This window comes from Rhizobium sp. RSm-3 (assembly GCF_001854685.1).
Lineage (GTDB): Bacteria > Pseudomonadota > Alphaproteobacteria > Rhizobiales > Rhizobiaceae > Rhizobium > Rhizobium ecuadorense.
In genome coordinates this window covers 166,369-186,702 of sequence record NZ_MAWZ01000024.1, presented here as the reverse complement: position 1 = coordinate 186,702, position 20,334 = coordinate 166,369, and the positions used below count along the sequence as shown (strand labels likewise).

Genomic DNA, 20,334 nt, shown 5'->3' with positions numbered 1-20,334 from the left:
AGAGGGTATGCCGGCGCCACAGGCGCCGACACGAAGCGGTACATCTGGTTACACGACATTTGCCGCTTGGCTTGACCGCGAGGCGAGAACTGCGTCACCAACCAAGTACTGGTTCGTGCCGTCAATAGTTTGATAAGAGCTCGTGCCTGTGATCATCGATCCATCGGAGAAGGATTGCGCCCCATCACTGCTCGGCAGCAGATTGATCAATCGAATGCCGGCGTCGGTCATCGTCTGCAGTTCGCCGGCGTCGCTAACGCCATTCTGGTTGAGGTCGCGCCAGACCCTGAACTCGCTCCAACGAGCATCGTTGATGTCAAGGACGTTGTCGTGATTGGTATCGAAGGCGAGCCGCAAGCCGTTAAGGTCCGATGTCGCCGTGTCGTCCCAAAGACTGAACGCCAACTCTCGCGCCTGGTCGATCTTGCCGTCTGGGCCGGTCGTACCATCCGCGCCGAGATCGATTGCCAAGAAACCATCCTGAGGACCAACCCAAGCCGTTTCGTCTGCAACACCATCGCCATCCCAGTCGAAGCCTACAGATGGGCCAAGTGAGTCAAGAGGACGAAGATCGACGTGGCTGTCGCCATTCAAATCGAGGAGGATCGGGGAATTCGCATAATATGTTTCAATGACTTGCCCTTGGGCGTTATATTTCTTCCACCAATCCAGCGTGCCACCCCGATCGGAATGGTACTCATACTCTATCCGCGTACCGTCATCGAAATAGGTATCGCCGCTGGTTTTGACTCCGTACCTGTCAAAGCGAATGATGTCCCTGGTCCATGCCTGGTTATTGAGATAGTCTTGGTATTCGTAATACCACTTCTTTGCCTCGTCCATCTGTGTGAACGTCTGCATCAGGGCGCCCGATGCCGAGTATGAGGCTATCTGATATGACCAGTTGCTAGCGTTGCCGACGTCATTCGTTCTCTTGTCCGTTTGACCGCCATCGAATTTCGTTTCTTCGTAGGTCGTCTGCCCGGCGCTATTCTGGATCACGAGGTGGTATGACCAGTTTACAGCATTCGCCCGATCCCATGCCTCATAGCGTTTGCCGCCGTCGTCGTAATAGATGTTCTGAACTGTGAGCTGACCGCCGGCGTTGTAGGAATAGTCGACGCGAGACCACACCGCCGCATTCGCGGGGTCATAGCTAGTGACATAGCGTGTGGTGTCATCATTGGTCTGATCGACGCCGATAAGCCTGTTTGCCGCGTCATAGGATTGCTTGATCGTCGACCATGACTGGGTGCCTGCAACGTCGTAGGCAGTCTTCGAGCCGTCGTCGCCCGTTTCAAGCTTGTACGTCAGCTGTCCTGCCGCATTATAGTTTTGTTGTATCTGCGACCACGCCGCAGCATTTGATGGATCGAAGCTGATCTCGATCCGTGTGTTGTCGTCGTAGAACTGCTTTTCCAACGTCTCCCTGCCGGCAGTGTCATATTGCCGCTCGATACTTTTCCACGTGTTCGCACTCAGCGGGTCGTAGAAAGTCACGGTCGTCAGTAAGCCGGCCTTATTTGCATTGGCGACACTCAACGTCTGCCCGCTCGCCCCGTCGTAGGTCGTCGTCAAGGAGCTTCCGTCCGCAGCGAAGATGGTCTCGGCGGTCTTGCGGCCAGCCGAGTCCGTCGTGAGGCTGGAGGAAAGCGAGCCGAGCGCGGTAACCTGATCGACGGTCGTCTGCATCATTGCTCCGCTGGCGTTAAGATCGACCTTGGTCCGGGTGATCGAGCCATCGGCATGGATTACCGCCGTCTCGGTATGATCGATGCCGCCGTTGTTGCCGACATCTTTCGACAGCGTGGTGATCAGGCCGTCGGCGCTGGTCGAGATCGTGCCCTTTGCCGTCACCGTGCCACTGGCATTGGTTTCTGTCACCGCCGTGACGATGGAGCCGTCGACTTGGATGGTCGACTGCATGATCGTCTCGTAGACGCCGTTGCCGTCGTAGTCGTATTTGGCGACCTTGGTGCGGCCATCCGCCGATGTGGTCGTCTCGATCTTCGCCGCGATTGCCTGGATCCAATAGACGCCGCCCGGCGTCAGGTTGGAAACCAGTCGCGCCGTCGCATTGTTGGTGACCGCGGAAGCCGAGGCGCCCGTGGAATCGATGGTGACGGTTTCCACCTGGTCGGTCGTTCCGTCACCGTTGGTATCTTTCGACGTCGTCTTCAGTCTGCCATCGGCAGAGGTTTGGATCGTCGTCGTTGCAGCCAGCGTGCCGGCCGGCAGATCCGTATCGGAAATGACAGTGATGCTGCTTCCGTCGGCATTCGCGGTAAAGTTCGTCGCCCGCTGACGATCGATCGCACCATCGCCATCGAGATCCCAGGTCGTGGTCGTCAGGCGACCGTCGGCGGATACGACGACGGTCGACTTGTCCCTGACAGAGCCGTCGGCCCTGAAGTCGGTAGTGACCGATGTCTGGACGCCTGAATTGGCGGTGACCGTTTCTTGGTGCTGATCGACGATACCGTCGCCGTTTCCGTCACGGTCGATGGTGACCGTCAGCTTATCGGCGCTTGTGAGGGTGACGGTCCTGCCGATCAAGGCTCCGCCGCCGTCCCTCGTCTCGACGATCTCGCGAACAGCGCCGTCCGCCAGCACCGTGGTCGTGTCGGTGACGGTCTGGTTGGTAAAGCCGGGGCGCTCTTGGCTAGATGAGGTGACCAAGCCGTTGGCGCTAATCGTGGTGATGGTCCTGGAGACCAGCGAACCATCAGCCTTCGTGCTTTCCACCGTCCGCGTCTTGGTGCCGTTGGCATTCAGGACGGTCACGTCGGTCGCCTTCTGGCTGTAGGTGCCGGCACCTGTGGGATCGATCTGGGTGGTGATCGATAGTCCATTGGCGCTTGTCGTGACGAGATAGCGGCTGGTCAGTACCGTGCCGGTCAGATTGCTGATCGTCTGCGTCGTCGAGCCATTGGCGTTGAGGACGGTGACATCGGTTCGGCTCTTGTCGAAGGTCGTGCCGCCGCCGGTGCCTGTCGTGTCCCATTTAGTGGTCACGGTCAGGCCGTCTGCCGACACCTCTGTCAGCGTGATGCTCTTGGTGACGCTGCCGACGATATCCTTCGTCATGGTCGCCGTGCTGCCATTGGCCTTCAGAACCGTCGTCTTGGTCGTCTTCTTATCGATCGTGCCATCGCCATTGCTGTCGTATTCGACAGTCTGCGTCAGGCCGTCAGCCGACGTCGTGACGGTCTTCGTATCCGTCAGCGCGGCATTGGCGCCGAAGTCACTAAGGGTTTGGATCGTCGAGCCGTTGGTCTGCTTTGCTGTGACCGATTTGTTGTCGATAACGTTGTCACCGTCGACATCGACGGTGACCGTGGTCGTAAGACCATGAGCTGCGACAGTGGCGACAGTCTTGCTTTCCAGCGTCGTCCCATCCGCCTTGAAGTAGGACAGCGTCTCCGTCGTACCGCCATCGGCGTTGAGAACGGTGACGTCACTCAAGGAGCGAACCGTCGTGTCGCTGGCATCGGCCCAGCTTATTGCCTTGCTCAGACCGCTGGCGCTGACATTTGAAGTCGTGCGGGAAATCAGCGCATCGCCGATGCCCTTTTTCGAGACCGTCTCGGTGCGGCTGCCGTCCGTGTTCAGCACCGTGACATCGGTCGTGACGAGTTCAAAGACGGCGTTGCCGTCCAGGTCCGAACTCGAGGTCTTCGACAGCCCGTCATCGGAGATAGTGGCGACCGCCTGGCTTTCGAGCGCGCCAGCAGCGTTATACTGCTTGATCTCGTCCTTCTGCGTTCCGGCGTTGTCGATGGTGATTGTTTCTACAAAGTCGACAACGGCGTCACCATCGATCTTGGTGTTCACGGTGGTGGTTCTCTGGTCGGCGCTGACCGTGGTGATCGTCTGCGAGATTAGCGTCGCGGCGGCGTCGGTTGCCTTGACCGTTTTGGTGGTGGTGACCGATCCGAGCGGATCGAGCGGTGTTTTCTTCCACGACAAGGTCTGATTGACCGTTCCATCGCCGTCCAGATCGTAGTCGGTTGATCCGGAAAGGCCGTTGAGGTTGGTCGTGACCTTGGTTGATCCTACGAGCGACGTTCCCCGGTAATCCGATACGGTCCGGAACTGCAGCCCATAGGTGTCGAATGTTGTGACATCAGTTGTCTTGGTATCGACCACCTCGTCGCCGTTGATGTAGTCGCTCGTCGTGATCGACATGCCGTTGCCTGACGTGACGATCGTCTTCTTGTTCAGACGCGTGGCATCGCTGCTCGTCAGAGAGACCGTCTCGGTCTTGCTGCCGTCGGCATTCAGCACCGTCTGGTCGTTCGTGATGCGATCGCCGACGCCGTCGTGGTTCAAATCCGCCGATACGGTCTTGGTCAGGCCATTGCCGCTGATGTCGGTGATTGTCGTGCTGATTGTCGATGCATCCGCAGCGTATTGCCGCTCCCAGATGTTGACGCTGCCGCTGGCCGAGACCGTCTCGACCCGGCGCGTATCAGTCCTGCCATCGCCATCCGCATCCGTTACGATGGTGGTGGTCCGCCGATCGGCGCTAATGTCGGTGACGATCTGGGTCTTGAGCGTTCCGTCGGCGCTCGTGCTCCTCACCGTTTCCGTTCGCTTGCCGGTGCTGTCCAGAACGGTGACGCTTTTCGTGGTGTCTTCGTAAACGCCGTCACCGTTGGCATCAGTCTTGACGTACTGGGTCAGACTGTCGACCGATGTGTTGGTGAGAGTCGAGGCGATGGTCGCGCCGTTGGCGTTCTTCGATGTAACCGTTTCAGTGCGGCTGCCATCCGACCACGTGGTAATGACATCCGTCACCACGAGATCGTTGACAGTATCGCCGTTGACGTCCGTGCTCGTCGTCTTCGACAAGCCGTCGGCGGATGTGACCGCCATGGTCTTCAAGACCAGCGAGCCGTCGGCATTGAGGGTGCGGACCGTTTTGGTCGTCTTGCCATCCGTTCCGACCACAATCTCGGTCAATCTGTCGGTCTTGGTGTCACCATTCGCATCTTCGGTGATCGTGATAGACTTGCCGTCAAGGCTGGTCTTCGTGACCGACTGCGACAGCAGCGTACCTGTTGTCCCGGTCTTGGTGCGATGCTGCACGGTCTGCGTCCGGCTGGTGGCATCGATCACTGTCACATCGGTATCGGTGAAATCAATCACGCTGTCGGCGTTTACGTCGCTCGTCGTCGTCTTCGACAATCCGTTGGCGGTGGTGACCGTCGTCGATTTCGAGCGCAGAATAGAGGATGCGTTGGTGTTGTAGGTTGAAGTGACGAGCGTCACGTCGCCTGACGTCGCTGTGTTGGATGTGGTGACAGTTTTGGTTTCGCGGGGTCCGTTACCGTCTGCATCGACTGATACGGTGATGGTGCGGCCGTCAGCACTCGTGGACGTGTCGACCTCTGACAGAACCTTACCGTTCGAACTGCGATCGATCACTGTTTTGGTGCGGCTGCCATCCGCCGCGACCGTCGTGGTCTCGGTGACGATATCCTCGTAGGCCCCATTCCCGTCCCGGTCGAGACTGGTCGTCTTGGTCAGGCCATCGGCGGAGCCGGTGACAGCTGTGCCAAACAGGAGCGTCCCGTTGACGCTGAGTTGTTGCGTGGTCGTGGTGGTCGAACCATCGGCGCTTTTGACAAAAGTCTGCCGCTGGTCGGCGGTGCCGTCGCCGTCCTGGTCGACTGTCGTCGTCACGGTCAGGTGGTCGGCGCTGGTGATCGTCGTCGTGCGATCCGCAAGCGACCCATCCGCATTGAAGTTGGAGACGGTCTTCGTCTGGACGCCTGATGCATCGACGGTGAGCACATTGGTCTGCGAGCGGTCAAAAGTGCCATTGCCATCGTCGTCGAACTGCGTCTGGACACTTTTGCCATCAGCGCTTGTCGTAACGATATTGCGGAAGGCTAGGCTGCCATCCTTGTCGTAAGCAAGAATCGTCTTCTCGACCGAACTGTCGGCCTTCGTCGCGCTGGTCGTCTTGACGATATAGGCGTCGTCATCAGCCATCAGTTGCGCATCACCGACGGTTCCCGTCGTGCCATCAGCACGGGTGAAGGTCGTGGTTCCAGTGATAGCGGAGCCGTCGCTAAAGGTCTGGCCGCTGCCCTTCGGCGCCAGGTCGATCGAAGTGATGCCGAGACTGTCGAGCGTGACGAGTTGTCCGTTTACATCCACACGGAATTTCGACCATTGGACATCGCCGGCGTCGAGCTTGCCGTTGCCATTGGTGTCGAAGACATGCTTCAGCGCCTCAAGGTCGCTCGTCGCCGAAGAGTCCCACTCGGCAAACACGAATTCATTCGATTGGCTGATCTTGCCGTCACCATTTGCATCGATGACAAGCACACCGGTACCGGCACCTGCCCAGGCGGTCCGATGCTGATATCCATCGCCATCGAGATCTACGAATTTCGAGGAGTTTGACAGCTCGTCGATGCTCAAACCGTTACCGGAAAGATCGAGGAGAACTGGTACACCTTCGACCGCGTCGGGATCATAATCTCCTGAATCCGTCGCCCAATGGGATGATCTTTGCCCCCACCCCACGTCATGGGCGTTGCGCGCTCTGACGCCTTCATCCGGCCCTTGCCATTGATCGAATGGATTGGACAATTGTCCCCATCCCATACCGGTAGCAGTGCGCCCTCTGACGCCTTCATCCGGCCCTTGCCATTGATCGAATGGGCTGCTGCCACCACCTCCGGACGAGCTGCCACCTCCAGACGAGCCGCCGCCTCCAGACGAGCCACCACCTCCAGACGAGCCACCACCTCCAGACGAGCCACCACCTCCAGACGAGCCGCCGAATGAAGATCCACCGCTCCAAGATGACGCGCCATACCCGCCGTAGATATCGGCGGAGCCACCGCGACCGGACCCACTCGAATATCCACGGCCCTCGTCATAGGAAGAGGCGTCCCAGAAATTCCTAAAATCCGACAACGATGCAGGTGTAAGTGGAGTGACGGACGTGAGTGGCGAAGGAGCAGAGAGGGGCTTGAAACTTATCGGGTCAACAGGAAGAGTGGGGGCGGTCGGCAATTGAGGTGCCGAGTTCAATGTATTCAGAGGCGCAAGACCCTGGCTGGCAGCGGTTCCCCACTGGTCAATTGCGTTGCCGGTCTGGACGATGGCATCCAGCGACTTCTCTACGTTCGCATGAATGGTTCCTGTGGCTTCGATTCCACTTCCCAACCAGGAATTCGGGCCGGAATACAAGAAGCCTGCTCCCGCCCTTGAGAGGATATTCCCCGCTTCGATGTTGGGAATGGTAGTGTGCGGCAAATCCTGAGTTATGCTAATCTTCAAATTAGCGGCCTTTGCGGCGTCCTCCACAAACTGGATGCAATTTACACCAAGGATGCCGTATGATTGCTTGCCGGCGTTCACGTTAGCGATGAATGATTTCAGATATTTAGAAACGTCGCGATATTGCTCGTCGGTGATCCCAAATTGAGTAGCCACAGCAACTCCGGTATCTGACTTATACATACCAGATGCGCCATACACATGATCCAATGCACTGCGTAGAGAATTCTGAGAGATCTTTCCATCTTCATCAAACGACATCAAACCCGGAATTGAAACGCTGCGAACGTTCCCAGAATTAGTAGGGTGGTTCGTGATGAGGTTGCTATTTTTGGCCGCACTATATCTCCCGAACTCATAGTATTGAGCGCGTCCGAGTGAATCGACAATCATGAAGCCAGCGTGTCCCAAGCCGGGCGCCTCAAGCTGGAGAGGAGACATTACGTTGTAGTTGGGAAGAACTAAAGGTACAAATACGGATGAATTTTGCATTTTCCTCACCTTATAAAATAGTGTCAGTCTCTTTACCTGCAACCCTCAAGAATAATGGCTGTTGGGCCGTATATATCGTTCAACCAGTTTTGGCAGGCATCGTCATATCGGGATCGAGAAACGATGAGCGTACCATCTGCGTCGACGAAAATATCTGGATCTGGCATAAAGACGGCATCATTCGATCCAAGACCAAAGAGCGTGACATACGGCTCAGTTTCGCACGGGATGCCAGGCCGATAACAGAAGCCAATGGGGCGGTGCCGGTCATCCCTCAAGAGCTTCGAACTACTCGGGTTTGGTGCACTTCCCTCAAGATCGCTGATGCCGCAATTCGTGATGCCCCAATTATAACGCGCTGGGATCTTGTCCGTCACAATTTGCCGAACCGCGAGTAGAATGCGCCTTTGGCCATTAATGTTTAGGCCTATATGCCCTTGGAGGTCGGCATACTGGATATATTCTTCCCTTAGTGGTGGAAGAGGTTCGATCGACGTCTTATAGTAGATGCTGACCATTTTCACATTTGCGTTGGCGATGGCGCAACCCAAGATGAAATGGGAGTTTCCGCCGTCATCGTCGAAGAGAACACGGTAGTATTCTTCTTCCCCCTTGTTGCCGCCGCTAGGATAAAACGTTCTGCCAAAAGGAACGGCGTCTTTCTGACATCTCTCATAAAATGCGTCGGCAGAGGGTAAGAGCTTGTGACACTGCAACTCGAATTCGCTCGTAGCGAATGCGATCGTCGGAAATAGCACCAATGCGGCCAAGCCAAGGAGCCTCAGCAAATAGCGATATGCCAGCACGTACGAGCCCATCAAGAGGGCGACGAACGGCGCGATCTGGCCCATCAGTAGACAGATTAGCCATCTAACAGGCAGTTCGTGAAACGCGATGAAATCGCGCTCGTAGTTATCTTCCACAATAACATCCTTGGTCTATTCAACCTTTAGACTTCAACAAGATTGCAGCACATATCAATTTTCAGCCAAGCCAGCCGGCCGAGGTAAGGCGCAAAGCAGAGTTGAAAATGTCCTAAGTAAAAAAAATTGTTCCCCGGCAAAATGCGGGCTTAATCCTCACTAAGTCAGTGGCGAACCTTGCGATAAAAGATGATCTTTTCTCTCCTTGGCTGTCGCCACATGCTTGCAAAAGCCCGTTATATCGACCTTTACGATAAAAGCGTTTTTATGATTCAATCAAGTAGTTTTCACAATCTTAGCTTGATTTCCGAGAGCGACAGAAGGACGCACCCGGGAACCCCCTAGATTCCTATTGGAGTTATTCTGCTAAATTCGTCGCGGGCTGTTGCTTTCCTGCAATCGTTTCTAGTGGCTCGCGAGCGAACGATTGTTAAATCGAACATAGTTTCTATCTTTATTAGGAATAATGCATTTTTAAATGATGCAAGTCTGGTTACGGAGACGACGGTTACTCATTCATGAACCCGCCACTGGCAAAACGCGCAGTCCGGCGCGTCCACCACGTCAACAAGGGCAGCTCGTTAGGTCTCCATACCGAAGACAGATAATTTCGATTGCCGGATGGCTTCTTTGTGCTTGACTTGCAGCCACCGGCGGTTGTGATAGTCGCTTATCTTGAGATGGTGATGCCGGGGCTGCAGAATTTGGCGCCATTTGGGACGGCAATGCGCTCACCCTTTGCGCCTATAACGGCTAATTCGCTGCCATCCGTCAAACGGGCGGGAGGGGAGCGCGAGGGGAAGCGGCCACGGGGCTCCCCTCGCCCTGGCGTGGTCGGGTCGACCACGGCCGGGACAGGCCACCGACACCGTACCACCAAAGCAAAAGCCCGGAGACGGGTCCGGGCTTTCATGGTCATATCGGGTCAGCGAACTACGCCGAGGCGTCGGGCAAGGCTCCCTGCCCTTCGGTGCGCAACGCAGCCGGGAGCCAGCCCTTACCGGCCAGTTGCTTTTTGGCTTCGGCCACCACCTCAGCCTTCGAGGCCTTCTCGATGGTGCGCACTACCGCCGAAGCGCACCCGGCCTCCTCCAGCACCTCGGCCATGCCCCTCTTGCCCAAGCGGTTGAGGAACGTCGCATCCGCCGTCCAGTGCCCGCGCATGTAGAGACCGACGGCCACCGCTACCTGTTCGGCGTTCTCCAGCAGACCCCGGCTCTGGTCATGTTTAGCCTTCACGCCATTGAGATTGGCGGCGGTGACGAACGCCAGCAGTTCCTGCAGCTTGTCGGTGTGCTGGTCGAGCAACCACGTCCACAGGTCCGCAGGGGCACCGGGCAGCGTGTCGCCCCATGCCTCCTTCATCGCCTGCGATGCCGAGAGCAGGCGGGCCTCGCCCAGCTCCTTGATGGAGGCGGCAAGCTCACGCGCTGGCCGCTCACCTCCGCCACCGCATTATAGCTCGTGTAGCCGCTATGGAAGATGCGGCCCACCAGTGGATAGAGCAGGCGGCAAGAGCCACGGCAGGGCGATTGGCAAGCTCGACCCGCATCGCGGCGGTGCGGATGACAACGGCATTTCATAACACCTCCCGCCTGGATGTCGAAGACGTTCATTCCCCGCCCTTTCTCCCGCGCATCTGCAGGCAAGGGTTCAATCGCTGAGAAAAGAAGCGGCCGCTATCGTGTGCAGCCGCTTCTTCGCCAATCGCATCATCGTCTCGGCGCCGGCGCATTCTCCTGGAAAGCCGGGATCGCCTCGAGCCTACCGACAATCTCCGTGATATTGGGCCAACGGGCGAGATCGAAACCCATGCGCCGGGCGCTGATCGCCTGCGGGAAGAGAAAGATATCGGCAATACCAGGCCGATCGCCGACGGCGAAGGCGCCTTGCCTGCGGCCGGCGATCATCGTCTCCACCGCGGCCATTCCCTCGCCAACCCAATGGCGGCTCCAGGCGGCAATGGCATCGGCGTCGGCCTGGAAGGCCGTTTTGAGATGCAGGCCGATCCGCGGCGGCAGCAGCGCATGGATCTCGGCTGCGATCCCCAGCGCGATCGAGCGCGCCAGCGCCCTGCCCTCCGCCGTATCCGGCAGCAGCGGCGGTTGCGGCCGGATCTCATCGAGATATTCGACGATCGCCAGCGACTGAGTGATGAGAACGCCATCATCCGTCAGCAAGGCCGGCACCAGCCCCTGCGGATTGACGCTACGATATCCGGCCTGCCGGCTCTCGGCCTCTTCGCCGAGGATGGTGACCGGCAGCGCCTCGGCCGTCAGCCCCTTCAGGGCGAGCGCGATCCGGACCCTTGCGGTCGCCGAGGAAATTTCGTTCTGATAGAGTTTCACTGTCTTTCTCCCTGACGGCCTGAAGAGGAAACCGTGGACGCCGCCGTCATGAGGCCGGCGAGCGGCGAAGGCTCCCGCGAGCTTACATCGTAGATGCAGGGCGCGGCGAAGACCGTCGCGCCCAAAATGCAGATGATCATCAATCGCATCAAATCCTCCATCGGTGCGGTCGATCGGTCGTCATCCCGCAACGGTCAATTCGACATGGATATTGCCGCGCGTCGCCTTCGAATAGGGGCAGGTCCGGTGCGCCTCATCCACCAGCGCCTTTGCGACATCCGCTTCGATACCGGGCAGGCTGACCCTGAGGCGGGCCTGCAGGAAATAGTCGCCGTCGGTCGTTCCGAGATCGATCTCGGCATTCACGGCGGTCTCTGCCGGAAGCTTGACCTTCAGCTTGCCCGCGGCAATGCCGATTGCGCCGATGAAGCAGGCCGACCAGCCGGCAGCGAAAAGCTGTTCCGGATTGGTGCCCGGCCGCGCGCTGCCGGGGGGCGAGAGCTTGATATCCAGCTCGCCGTCGTCGCTTCGCGAAGCGCCGTCGCGCCCGCCGGTGGTGCGGGTCTTGCCGGTATAGAGAACCTTGTCGATCTTGGTCATGGAAACACTCCTTGGGTGGGTCGCCCCAAACGATTGGTCGCGACTTGCGACCGGATCGCCTCAGGCGACTGGGGTTGAACGGAGTGTGGTTTGACCGGCTGATATATCCGGCATGTTTCCGAAATCGGCCGAAATGTCACAAAACGTAGCATCCGGTATCGAGGACATTTTCCCATACAAAACCACCGGAAAACTTTCGGCGGCCCCAACCGTCACCGAAGGGTGACTTCCGCCGCAAGCCCGCCGCCGGCGCGATTGTAGAGCCGAAGCGATCCGCCGATCTTGGCCGTCAGCTGCTGGGCGATTGCAAGACCGAGACCGGTGCCGCCGGTCTCCCGGTTGCGGGATTGCTCCAGCCGGAAGAAGGGCTGCATGGCAGCTTCGAGCATATCGTCAGGGATACCAGGCCCCCGATCCATCACGGTGATGACGACATTGTTTTCCGCATTGTGCTCGACGCTGATTTCGGCGGCACCTGCAAACTTCAACGCATTGTCGATGAAGTTCGACAGGATGCGGCGAAGGGCGTGTGGCTTGGTCAAGGCAGCGCCCTGAACCAGCCCGACGACCGTCACCGCCTTGCCGGTGTCCTGGTAGTCGTAGGCTATGCTGTCGATGAATGAGGCGAGATCGATGCGGGCATTCTTCTCGCCGCTGCCGTGGGCGCTGCGAGCATAGGCTATGCCGTCCTGGACGAGGCGCTGGATCTCGCCGAGATCGTGCACCAGCTTGTCCTTCTCGGGCGAATCCTCGGCCATATCCGCGCGCAGCCGCATGCGGGTGATCGGCGTCTGCAGGTCGTGCGAGATGGCCGCCAGTATCTGCACGCGCTCTTCGAGATAGTGGGCGATCCTCTCCCGCATCGCATTGAATGCCCTCGCCGCATGCGCGACCTCGCTCGGACCCGCCTCACTCAAGGCGGAACCGTCCTTGCTGGGGTCGAGGGCATCGGCGGCGGCGGCAAGCGCGCCGAGCGGCCGGATCGCCTGGCGAACCGCAAACCAGGTGCAGAGGATGAGCAGCAGCATCTGGATGATAAAGACATAGGGCAGCCATGCGGCGATCGGCATGACGCCCTTCGGCGTGACGTCGATCGTCAGCGGGCTTCCGTCGCTCAGCGTCAGATGCGCCTGCAGCCGGTTCACCTCGCCCGGGATCCGTTCGATGCTGATCGGAAAGCGGTGCCCGATCGCATCCTCGATCTTGCCTGATATCTCCGCCCCCTTGCTCGACGTATCGGGCACGCCGGGAAGGCCTGGTCCGAGCACGAAGCGGTAGTTGCCGCGGCTCAGCCGATCGAGGAGATCACCGCGCTCGGCTGGCGGAAGCCGGTCGAGAACGGCGATCGACGTTGCAACGTCATTCTCCAGCGTACCGAGCATCACGGCCTTGGCCGACATGGTGCGCTCCATATAGAGCACGCTGAAGGAGAGCCCGTAGGCAAGGGCGAGACCGATCAGCAGGATAAGGAATATCCGCGACCGCAACGTCCTCGGCCACATCAAACCCGGCAACGAAGGGATCGCCGCCCTCATGGACGCAGCTCCATGATTTCGACGGGAACGGAAAAGACATAGCCTTCGCTGCGCACCGTCTTGATGTAGGTCGGTTCACGCGCATCGTCGCCCAGCCGCTGGCGCAGGCGGCTGACCAGGAGATCGATCGAACGATCGAAGAGATCGGCGCCGCGGCCCTGCGTCAGGCTCAAAAGCTGGTCGCGGTTCAGCACCCGCTGCGGGTGATCGATGAAGACGCGAAGCAACCGGTATTCGGCGCCGCTAAGTGCAATCGCGGTCCCCTCCTTGTCGAGAAGATGCCGGGCGACCGTGTCGAGCCGCCAGTCGCCGAAGCTCAGCAGCTGCCCGGCCTCACTGATCTGCAGGTTGGGCGGCAGCATGCGCGTGCGCCGCAGCACCGCCTTGATGCGGGCCAGCAGTTCGCGCGCGGCGAAGGGTTTGGCGAGATAGTCGTCGGCGCCCATTTCCAATCCGAGGATCCGGTCCATCTCGTCGGTGCGGGCCGTCAGCATCAGGATCGGGATCGCCTTGTGCCGGCCGGCGCGCAGTTCGCGGCACAGCACCAGCCCGTCGTCGCCGGGCATCATCACGTCGAGCACGATCAGGTCGACGGCATTGGCTTCGAGAAAACTGCGCATCTGCCGCCCGTCCGCGGCAACGCTGGTCCTCAGGCCGTTCTTCTGCAGATAGCCCGAGACCAGCTCGCGGATTTCGCGATCGTCGTCGACGACCAGGATGTGATCGACATGATCCATATGTCCCTGTTCCCTTACCGATAGAGCAGCCGCGCCCTCCTCCTCGGCATCGAGGCGGCTGACGCGACCTACGCATATTCCGCCGGCCAGAGCAATGCGGCCGGCCGCCTGCGATCAGAAGCGGTCGACGTCGATCACCGCCTGCGCAAAAGCCTGCGGTGCCTCCTGCGGCAGGTTGTGGCCGATGCCGCCGCCGATGGTGCGATGCTCGTATCGGCCGGAGAATTTTCCGGCATAGGCGGAAGGCTCCGGATGCGGCGCGCCGTTCGCATCCCCCTCCATGGTGATCGTCGGCACGGAGATCATCGGCAATGCGGCAAGCGTCTTCTCATAGGCATCGTATTTGGCCTCGCCTTCGACAAGTCCGAGGCGCCAGCGATAATTGTGAATGACGATCGCGACATGGTCGGGATTGTCGAAGGCGGCGGCCGACCTGTCGAAAGTCGCATCGTCGAAATTCCACTTCGGCGAGGCCGTCTGCCAGATGAGCTTTGCGAAATCATGCGTATTGCTCTCGTAACCGAGCCGCCCACGGTCGGTTGCAAAATAGAACTGATACCACCAGGCCAGCTCAGCCTTCGGCGGCAGCGGCTTCATATTGGCCTCCTGGCTGCCGATCAGATAGCCGCTGACCGAGACCATCGCCTTGCAGCGCTCCGGCCACAATGCCGCCATAATGTTGGCCGTCCGCCCGCCCCAGTCATAACCGGCAATCACCGCCTTCTCGATATCGAGTGCATCGAGCAGCGCGATCATATCCGCGGCGAGCGCCGACGGCTGACCGTTGCGCGCCGTTGCCTGGTCCAGAAACCGGGTCGTGCCGTAACCACGCAGATAAGGCACGATCACGCGATAGCCCGCCGAGGCCAGCAGCGGCGCGACATCGACGAAACTATAGATGTCATAGGGCCAGCCATGCAGTAGCAGCACGACCGGTCCATCCGCCCTGCCCGCCTCAGCATAACCGATATCGAGCACCCCGGCATTCACCTGCTTCAGTGCTTCAAAAGACGTGTTGCTTCCGGCCTTCACCTCAGGCAGCGCCGACTGGGCGACAGCCGTGCCAGCCACGCCAAATTCAACGGCCGCAAGGGCAATGGCCGTCATGCCGAAGAAGCGGCGGCGGTGATGGTTGATTTGCTCTGACATCGGTCTCTCCTGTCGAATGAATCACGTCCTCAAAAGACGTTCCACTTGTATCAGCGATATGTCATGAGCGACCATTATTGAATGCTGATGTAGCTTCCGGCGGCCGGGATACATTCCGATACAATCGCGCCGTTTTCATCGTTGGCCGCCGTCGCGACGCCGGTTTGTGTCGCTTTGTATCGGCCAAGCTGATCAGCAACACTTCGGTACATTTTCCCGAAAAACCGGACACATCCGGGATACGTCCGCCCGGCCATATCCCCGCCGTTGCTGGTTCAGGCCCATCGCCGTCCAGAGCCCGATCAATCGGTTTCAAAGGAAACGATGATGACACTTCTGATCATTGCCTATCTCGGAGGCGCGCTGACGATCCTCAGCCCCTGCATCCTCCCGATCTTGCCCTTCGTCTTCGCCCGCGCCGGCCAGCCCTTCATCCGCAGCACGCTGCCGATGCTGGCGGGCATGGCCGCCACATTCGCCCTGGTCGCCACGCTGGCCGCGGTCGGCGGCAGCTGGGTCATTCGCGCCAACGAATATGGCCGCCTTGCCGCGATCGTCCTGCTGGCGCTCTTCGGCGCCAGCCTGCTTTCGCCGCGCTTCGCAAGCACCCTTGCCCGCCCGATCGTCGATCTCGGCAACAATATGGTTGCCAGCGGCAGTGGACGCGCCGCGCCGACGGTCAAGAGCGCCCTCATCCTCGGCGTCGCCACCGGCCTGCTCTGGGCGCCCTGCGCCGGGCCGATTCTCGGCCTTGTCCTCACCGGCGCCGCCCTGCAGGGCGCCAATCTGCAGACGACCTTCCTGCTGGCCGCCTATGCCGCCGGTGCTGCGACCTCGCTTGCCGTCGCCCTGCTTGTCGGCGGCAGGATATTCGCGGCCATGAAACGGTCGCTCGGCTTTGGAGACTGGATTCGCCAGGGCCTCGGTGCTGCGGTACTCGCGGGCGTCGCCATCATAGCGCTTGGCCTCGACACCAGCCTGCTGGCGCGGCTTTCCTATGCCAGCACCGCCTCGCTGGAACAGGCCGTGCTCGACCGCCTGCATGCAAAGCCCGTCGGCGGCGCCCCCTCCGAGCTCGCCAGCAACGACGCGACGATCGCCGATGCAAAGAAGCCGTTTCTCAGCGATCTGCCGGTCGAAGGTTATGCCCCTTCGCTCGACGGCGCGGTCGAATGGCTGAACTCCAAGCCTCTGACCAACGAGCAACTGCGGGGCAAAGTGGTGCTCGTCGATTTCTGGACGTATTCCTGCATCAACTGCATTCGCACGATCCCCTACGTCAGGGGCTGGGCGGAAAAATACGCGGATCAGCGCCTCGTGGTGATCGGCGTCCACGCGCCGGAATTCGCCTTCGAAAAGAAGATCGACAACGTCAGGAAGGCGGTCGAGAACTTCCAGATCGGCTATCCCGTTGCGATCGACAATGATTACAAAATCTGGCGCGCCTTCGAAAACAGCTACTGGCCTGCCGGCTATCTGATCGACGCCAAGGGGCAGATCCGCTACCACCATTTCGGCGAAGGCAATTACGGCAGGACCGAAAAAGCCATTCAGGATCTGCTGCGCGAGGCCGGCAGCCAGATGACGGCAAGTGCGCCGGTCGCGCCCAATGCCAAGGGCGTGGAAGCAGCTCCGGACCTCGGCAATATCCGCTCCGGCGAAACCTATATCGGCTATCAACAGGCGGCGAATTTCGCCTCGCCCGAGAGGCTCCAGGCCGACGCCCCGCAGAACTATTCGATCGCCGAACCCGGCCTCAACGGCTGGGGCCTGTCGGGAACCTGGACTGTCGGCAAGGATCAGGCGACGCTTGACCAGGCCGGTGGCGGCATCACCTATCGCTTCAGCGCCCGCGACCTGCATCTCGTCCTCGGGCCTGGCGCCGACGGCAAGCCGATCCGCTTCCAGGTGACGGTCGACGGCAAGGTGCCCGGGCCGGACCACGGTTCCGACATCGATGCCGATGGCAAAGGCACGGTCACGGCGACCAGGCTTTATCAGCTCGTCCGCCAGTCCGGCACGGTCGGCGCCCGCAATTTCGAGATCCACTTCCTCGATCCCGGGGTGCAGGCCTACGCCTTCACCTTCGGCTGAGCCGCAGACCGATCAATTCCGATCCTCAACGACGACCAAAGGAGCAATCCCCCATGAACAGACGTCTTCTTTTCACCGCAGCCCTTGCCTTCGCCACCACCGCCATCGCCTTCGCAGCAGAGGCTGCCACGGTGAAGAACATCGTCATCGTCCACGGCGCGCTCGCCGACGGCTCGGGATGGCGCAAGACGACGGAGCTTCTCGAGAAGCGCGGCTTCAACGTCACCATCGTCCAGGAGCCGATCACCTCGCTCGAAGACGATGTGGCAGCGACGAAGCGGGTTCTCGACCTCCAGCAAGGACCAAGCCTGCTCGTCGGCCACAGCTATGGCGGCATGGTCATCACCGAGGCCGGCAACGACCCCAATGTCGCAGGCCTCGTCTATGTCGCGGCCTTCCAGCCCGACAAGGGTGAAAGCCTGCTAAGTCTCGCCAGCTCCAAGCCGGCCGGCAGTATGGATATCAAGGAAACGAAGGACGGCAAGTATCTCTATCTCGACCCGGGCGCCTTCGCCGCGGATTTCGCCGCCGATCTTCCAAAAGCAGACGCCGACTTCCTGGCAAAGTCACAGGTCTTCGCTGCGAAGCAGGCGTTTTCCGCCAAAATCAAAGACCCGGCATGGCGGACAAAACCGAGCTGGTCCATCGTCGCCACTGAGGATCGCGCCATCAACCCCGAATTGGAGCGCGACATGGCCAAACGAGCCGGCAGCGAGGTGACCGAGATCAAGGCAAGCCACGCCGTCTTCGCATCCCAAGCAGAAAAGGTCGCCGACGTCATCGAAAAGGCGGCTGGGAAAGCCGGCGAGTAGAACCGGCGGGATGAGGGCGGCAGATAATCTACGGCCGCCCTCAGCCAACAAGATGCCCCTCCCCACGAATGGAGAGGGGCAACGGTATTTACTGGTTGGCAGCCACCGGACGAACCAGCGGCGTGACGCGGCGGACGGTGACGCGGCGGTTTTCCTGTTCGGGGCCCGACGTGTTGACCTTCAGATATTGCTCGCCATAGCCCTGTGTCGCCAGGTTCTCCGGCGGGATGCCGTAGACGTCGGAGAGCACGTTGGCGACCGATTCCGCCCGCTGGTCGGAGAGGATCAGATTGCTCTGATCGGTCCCGACGGCATCCGTATGGCCTTCGATCAGGAAGGTCTCGCTCGGATCCTTCTTCAACACCTGGCTGATCGCATCGGCAACCTTGCGCAGGGTGCGCGCCTGCGTCATCGGGATATCGGCGCTGCCGGTCGCGAAGGTGATCGTGTCGAGGTCGATGCGGCGTACCTTGTCGCGGATACGAGCCGAATACTTCACTTCGTCGAGCGAGTAGACACGCTCGACCGGCTCGACCGGCGGCTCGCTCAGGAACTCGTAGTAGTCCCGGTTCGGATCGCTGCGGGTATCGACGATATAATCGCTGAGCGGAACGCGCAGCCGCATCGGCGGCAGGTCAGCGCCCGGATCCTCGAAATAGTCGCGGTCCGGATCGTCGTAGAGGTCCTGCGAATAATAGAGCACATGCTCGCGCCCGCGATCATCGACGCGCGACCGCTGGATGATGTCGCCGTAGCGGTTGCGGATCGTCACGATGCGATAGCCTTCCGGCCGCATGATCGTCTCGCGGTAGCGATCGCCCGAGAGTTCCTCGTAGCTTGGCCGTTCGCCGTCGCGCAGGAACCGCCTGTCGTCGTCGCCACGCACGATCACCCGATTGTCGTATTGGATGATTACACGATTGTCGTCGGTGCTGTCGTCGACGCGCGCGCCGTCGGGGCGGACGAATTGCGGCCGCGCATCGAGCTTCTTGCCCTTCTCGCTGGTTACCGCCTCGAGCTTGATCGTCGGCGCCTTGGCGCCGCTGGCGGCCTGCGCATCGGCATCCGAGGTCGGCACCTTCACCTCTTGGGTCTCGGCGCGCTGCCTGTCGCGGTCGCGGCGGCCTTCCCGGCCCTTGCTGCGGTCGGCATCCTTGTCGCTGTCGAGCACGGCGGCACCATTCTCGACCGGCAGCACGACGGTCTCGTTGCTCTTGGCCGGATCCGCGGCGATCGTCTTGCGGCGCTCCAGCTCTTCGGGCGAAACCTTTTCCGGCGCCGGAATGGCCTGTTCCACCTGCTGGCCGCCGCTGGCATCCGGCAGCGGCTGGGCAGTGTCGGTCGCAGGCGCGGCCGGCTTCTCGCCGGCGGGCTGCTCGCCGGCAGGTTTTGCCGCAGTGCCGTCCTTCGGTTTTTCAGCGGGTGCGGCCTCCGGTACCGCCGCTTTGTCCTCGGGCGCTTTACTTTCGGTCGGCTTGCCTTCGATCGGCTTCTCCGCCGGTGCTGCGGCTTCACCCTTTGCCGGCTTCTTCTCAGCCGGCGCCTCGGCGGCGGGTTTTGCCTCCGGCTTGACTTCGGGCTTGGCCTGTTCCTCGGTCGGCGTCACGGCCTCGGGAGCGGCGGTCTCGGTCTTGCCCTTAGCTTTATCTTTGCCCTGGGCCTTGTCCTGCCCTTTGGCGCGCTTGCCGCCTTCCGGCTTGGCTTCCGGCTGCGCCTGCTCCGTCTCCGGCTGCGCTTCCTTTGCAGCCGGCTGCTGTTCGGGCTGCGGCTGAGCCTCCGGCTCGGCCTGCTTCTTCGGCTTCCTCGGCTTCTCTTGTGTTACCGGCTGCTCCTGCTGTGGCGCGGCTTCCGGCTTTGCCTCGGGCTGAGCTTCCTGCTTGGCTTTCCGTTCGGGTTTGCTTTCGGCTTGCGGCGCGGGTTTTTCCTTCGGCGCTTCGGCCTTCGGCGGTTCCGGCTCTGCCTTGGGTTCAGGCGCCGGTGCCTCCTTGCGCTCGGCCTTCGGCTTTTCGGCAGGCGCCTCCTTCGGCTGCTCGGCGGCCGGTGCCTTTTCGGCCGGAGCCTCTTCCTTCTGCTTACGCTTCTTCTTCAGCAACTCCTCATCGGAAGGCGCATCCTGAGACGCGTCCTGCGCCACCTCGAAACTGCCTTGTTCGACTTGCCGCACGGCCTGTGCCTGCGTCGCGACGTCGCGCACGGCAGCCATTGCCGATGCCGGCTGGAATGCCAGCGAGAGGGAAAGCAGCGGAAAAGCCGCGCTTGCGAACAATCTTGATTTCATGCCCATCGGGTTTCCTCGATCCTGTTTGAGCTTCCTGAAGGCCGATAGGCCCTGCTTCCGCCCC

12 protein-coding genes are annotated in these 20,334 nt (G+C 60.4%); 2 read left to right on the top strand and 10 right to left on the bottom strand.

The features are described from left to right. Nucleotides 1-48: 48 nt before the first annotated feature. The 9 genes from BBJ66_RS19975 to BBJ66_RS19935 form a co-directional block, all read right to left on the bottom strand. On the bottom strand, nt 49-7,794 hold the full coding sequence (locus BBJ66_RS19975) for a beta strand repeat-containing protein (protein WP_244511718.1): 7,746 nt from the start codon (nt 7,792-7,794) through the stop codon (nt 49-51). A gap of 32 nt (nt 7,795-7,826) precedes the next feature. Further along, on the bottom strand, nt 7,827-8,717 hold the full coding sequence (locus BBJ66_RS19965) for a hypothetical protein (RefSeq protein ID WP_071089157.1): 891 nt from the start codon (nt 8,715-8,717) through the stop codon (nt 7,827-7,829). A gap of 933 nt (nt 8,718-9,650) precedes the next feature. After that, a complete protein-coding gene (locus BBJ66_RS19960) occupies nt 9,651-10,082 on the bottom strand; it encodes a hypothetical protein (protein WP_071089155.1) in 432 nt (143 codons plus the stop codon). Nucleotides 10,083-10,429: 347 nt separating this feature from the next. Continuing rightward, nucleotides 10,430-11,065, bottom strand: coding sequence for a maleylacetoacetate isomerase (gene maiA / locus BBJ66_RS19955; RefSeq protein ID WP_071089153.1), 636 nt, complete (start codon nt 11,063-11,065; stop codon nt 10,430-10,432). After that, nucleotides 11,062-11,214 carry a hypothetical protein gene (locus tag BBJ66_RS35020; protein ID WP_190238024.1) on the bottom strand — a complete coding sequence of 51 codons (153 nt, stop codon included), beginning with the start codon at nt 11,212-11,214 and terminating at the stop codon, nt 11,062-11,064. Before BBJ66_RS35020 ends, maiA begins: the two co-directional genes overlap by 4 nt. A 31-nt stretch (nt 11,215-11,245) precedes the next feature. Further along, nucleotides 11,246-11,665 carry an organic hydroperoxide resistance protein gene (locus BBJ66_RS19950; protein ID WP_071089151.1) on the bottom strand — a complete coding sequence of 140 codons (420 nt, stop codon included), beginning with the start codon at nt 11,663-11,665 and terminating at the stop codon, nt 11,246-11,248. 212 nt (nt 11,666-11,877) lie between these two features. Beyond that, complete coding sequence (locus BBJ66_RS19945; RefSeq protein ID WP_071089149.1) at nt 11,878-13,200, bottom strand: sensor histidine kinase; 1,323 nt, start codon at nt 13,198-13,200, stop codon at nt 11,878-11,880. Continuing rightward, complete coding sequence (locus BBJ66_RS19940) at nt 13,197-13,937, bottom strand: response regulator (protein ID WP_071089147.1); 741 nt, start codon at nt 13,935-13,937, stop codon at nt 13,197-13,199. Before BBJ66_RS19940 ends, BBJ66_RS19945 begins: the two co-directional genes overlap by 4 nt. Nucleotides 13,938-14,051: 114 nt before the next feature. Continuing rightward, nucleotides 14,052-15,086, bottom strand: coding sequence for an alpha/beta fold hydrolase (locus tag BBJ66_RS19935; RefSeq protein WP_071089145.1), 1,035 nt, complete (start codon nt 15,084-15,086; stop codon nt 14,052-14,054). 327 nt (nt 15,087-15,413) lie between these two features. Here BBJ66_RS19935 and BBJ66_RS19930 point away from each other — a divergent pair, with 327 nt between their 5' ends. Together BBJ66_RS19930 and BBJ66_RS19925 are read left to right on the top strand one after the other, a co-directional pair. Beyond that, nucleotides 15,414-17,180, top strand: coding sequence for a cytochrome c biogenesis protein DipZ (locus BBJ66_RS19930; RefSeq protein WP_071089143.1), 1,767 nt, complete (start codon nt 15,414-15,416; stop codon nt 17,178-17,180). A 53-nt stretch (nt 17,181-17,233) separates the two neighbouring features. After that, complete coding sequence (locus BBJ66_RS19925; RefSeq protein ID WP_071089141.1) at nt 17,234-17,992, top strand: alpha/beta fold hydrolase; 759 nt, start codon at nt 17,234-17,236, stop codon at nt 17,990-17,992. 88 nt (nt 17,993-18,080) lie between these two features. Here the strand turns inward: BBJ66_RS19925 and BBJ66_RS19920 are convergent, their stop codons facing one another. Next, nucleotides 18,081-20,276 carry an OmpA family protein gene (locus BBJ66_RS19920; protein WP_071089139.1) on the bottom strand — a complete coding sequence of 732 codons (2,196 nt, stop codon included), beginning with the start codon at nt 20,274-20,276 and terminating at the stop codon, nt 18,081-18,083. Nucleotides 20,277-20,334: the final 58 nt, after the last annotated feature.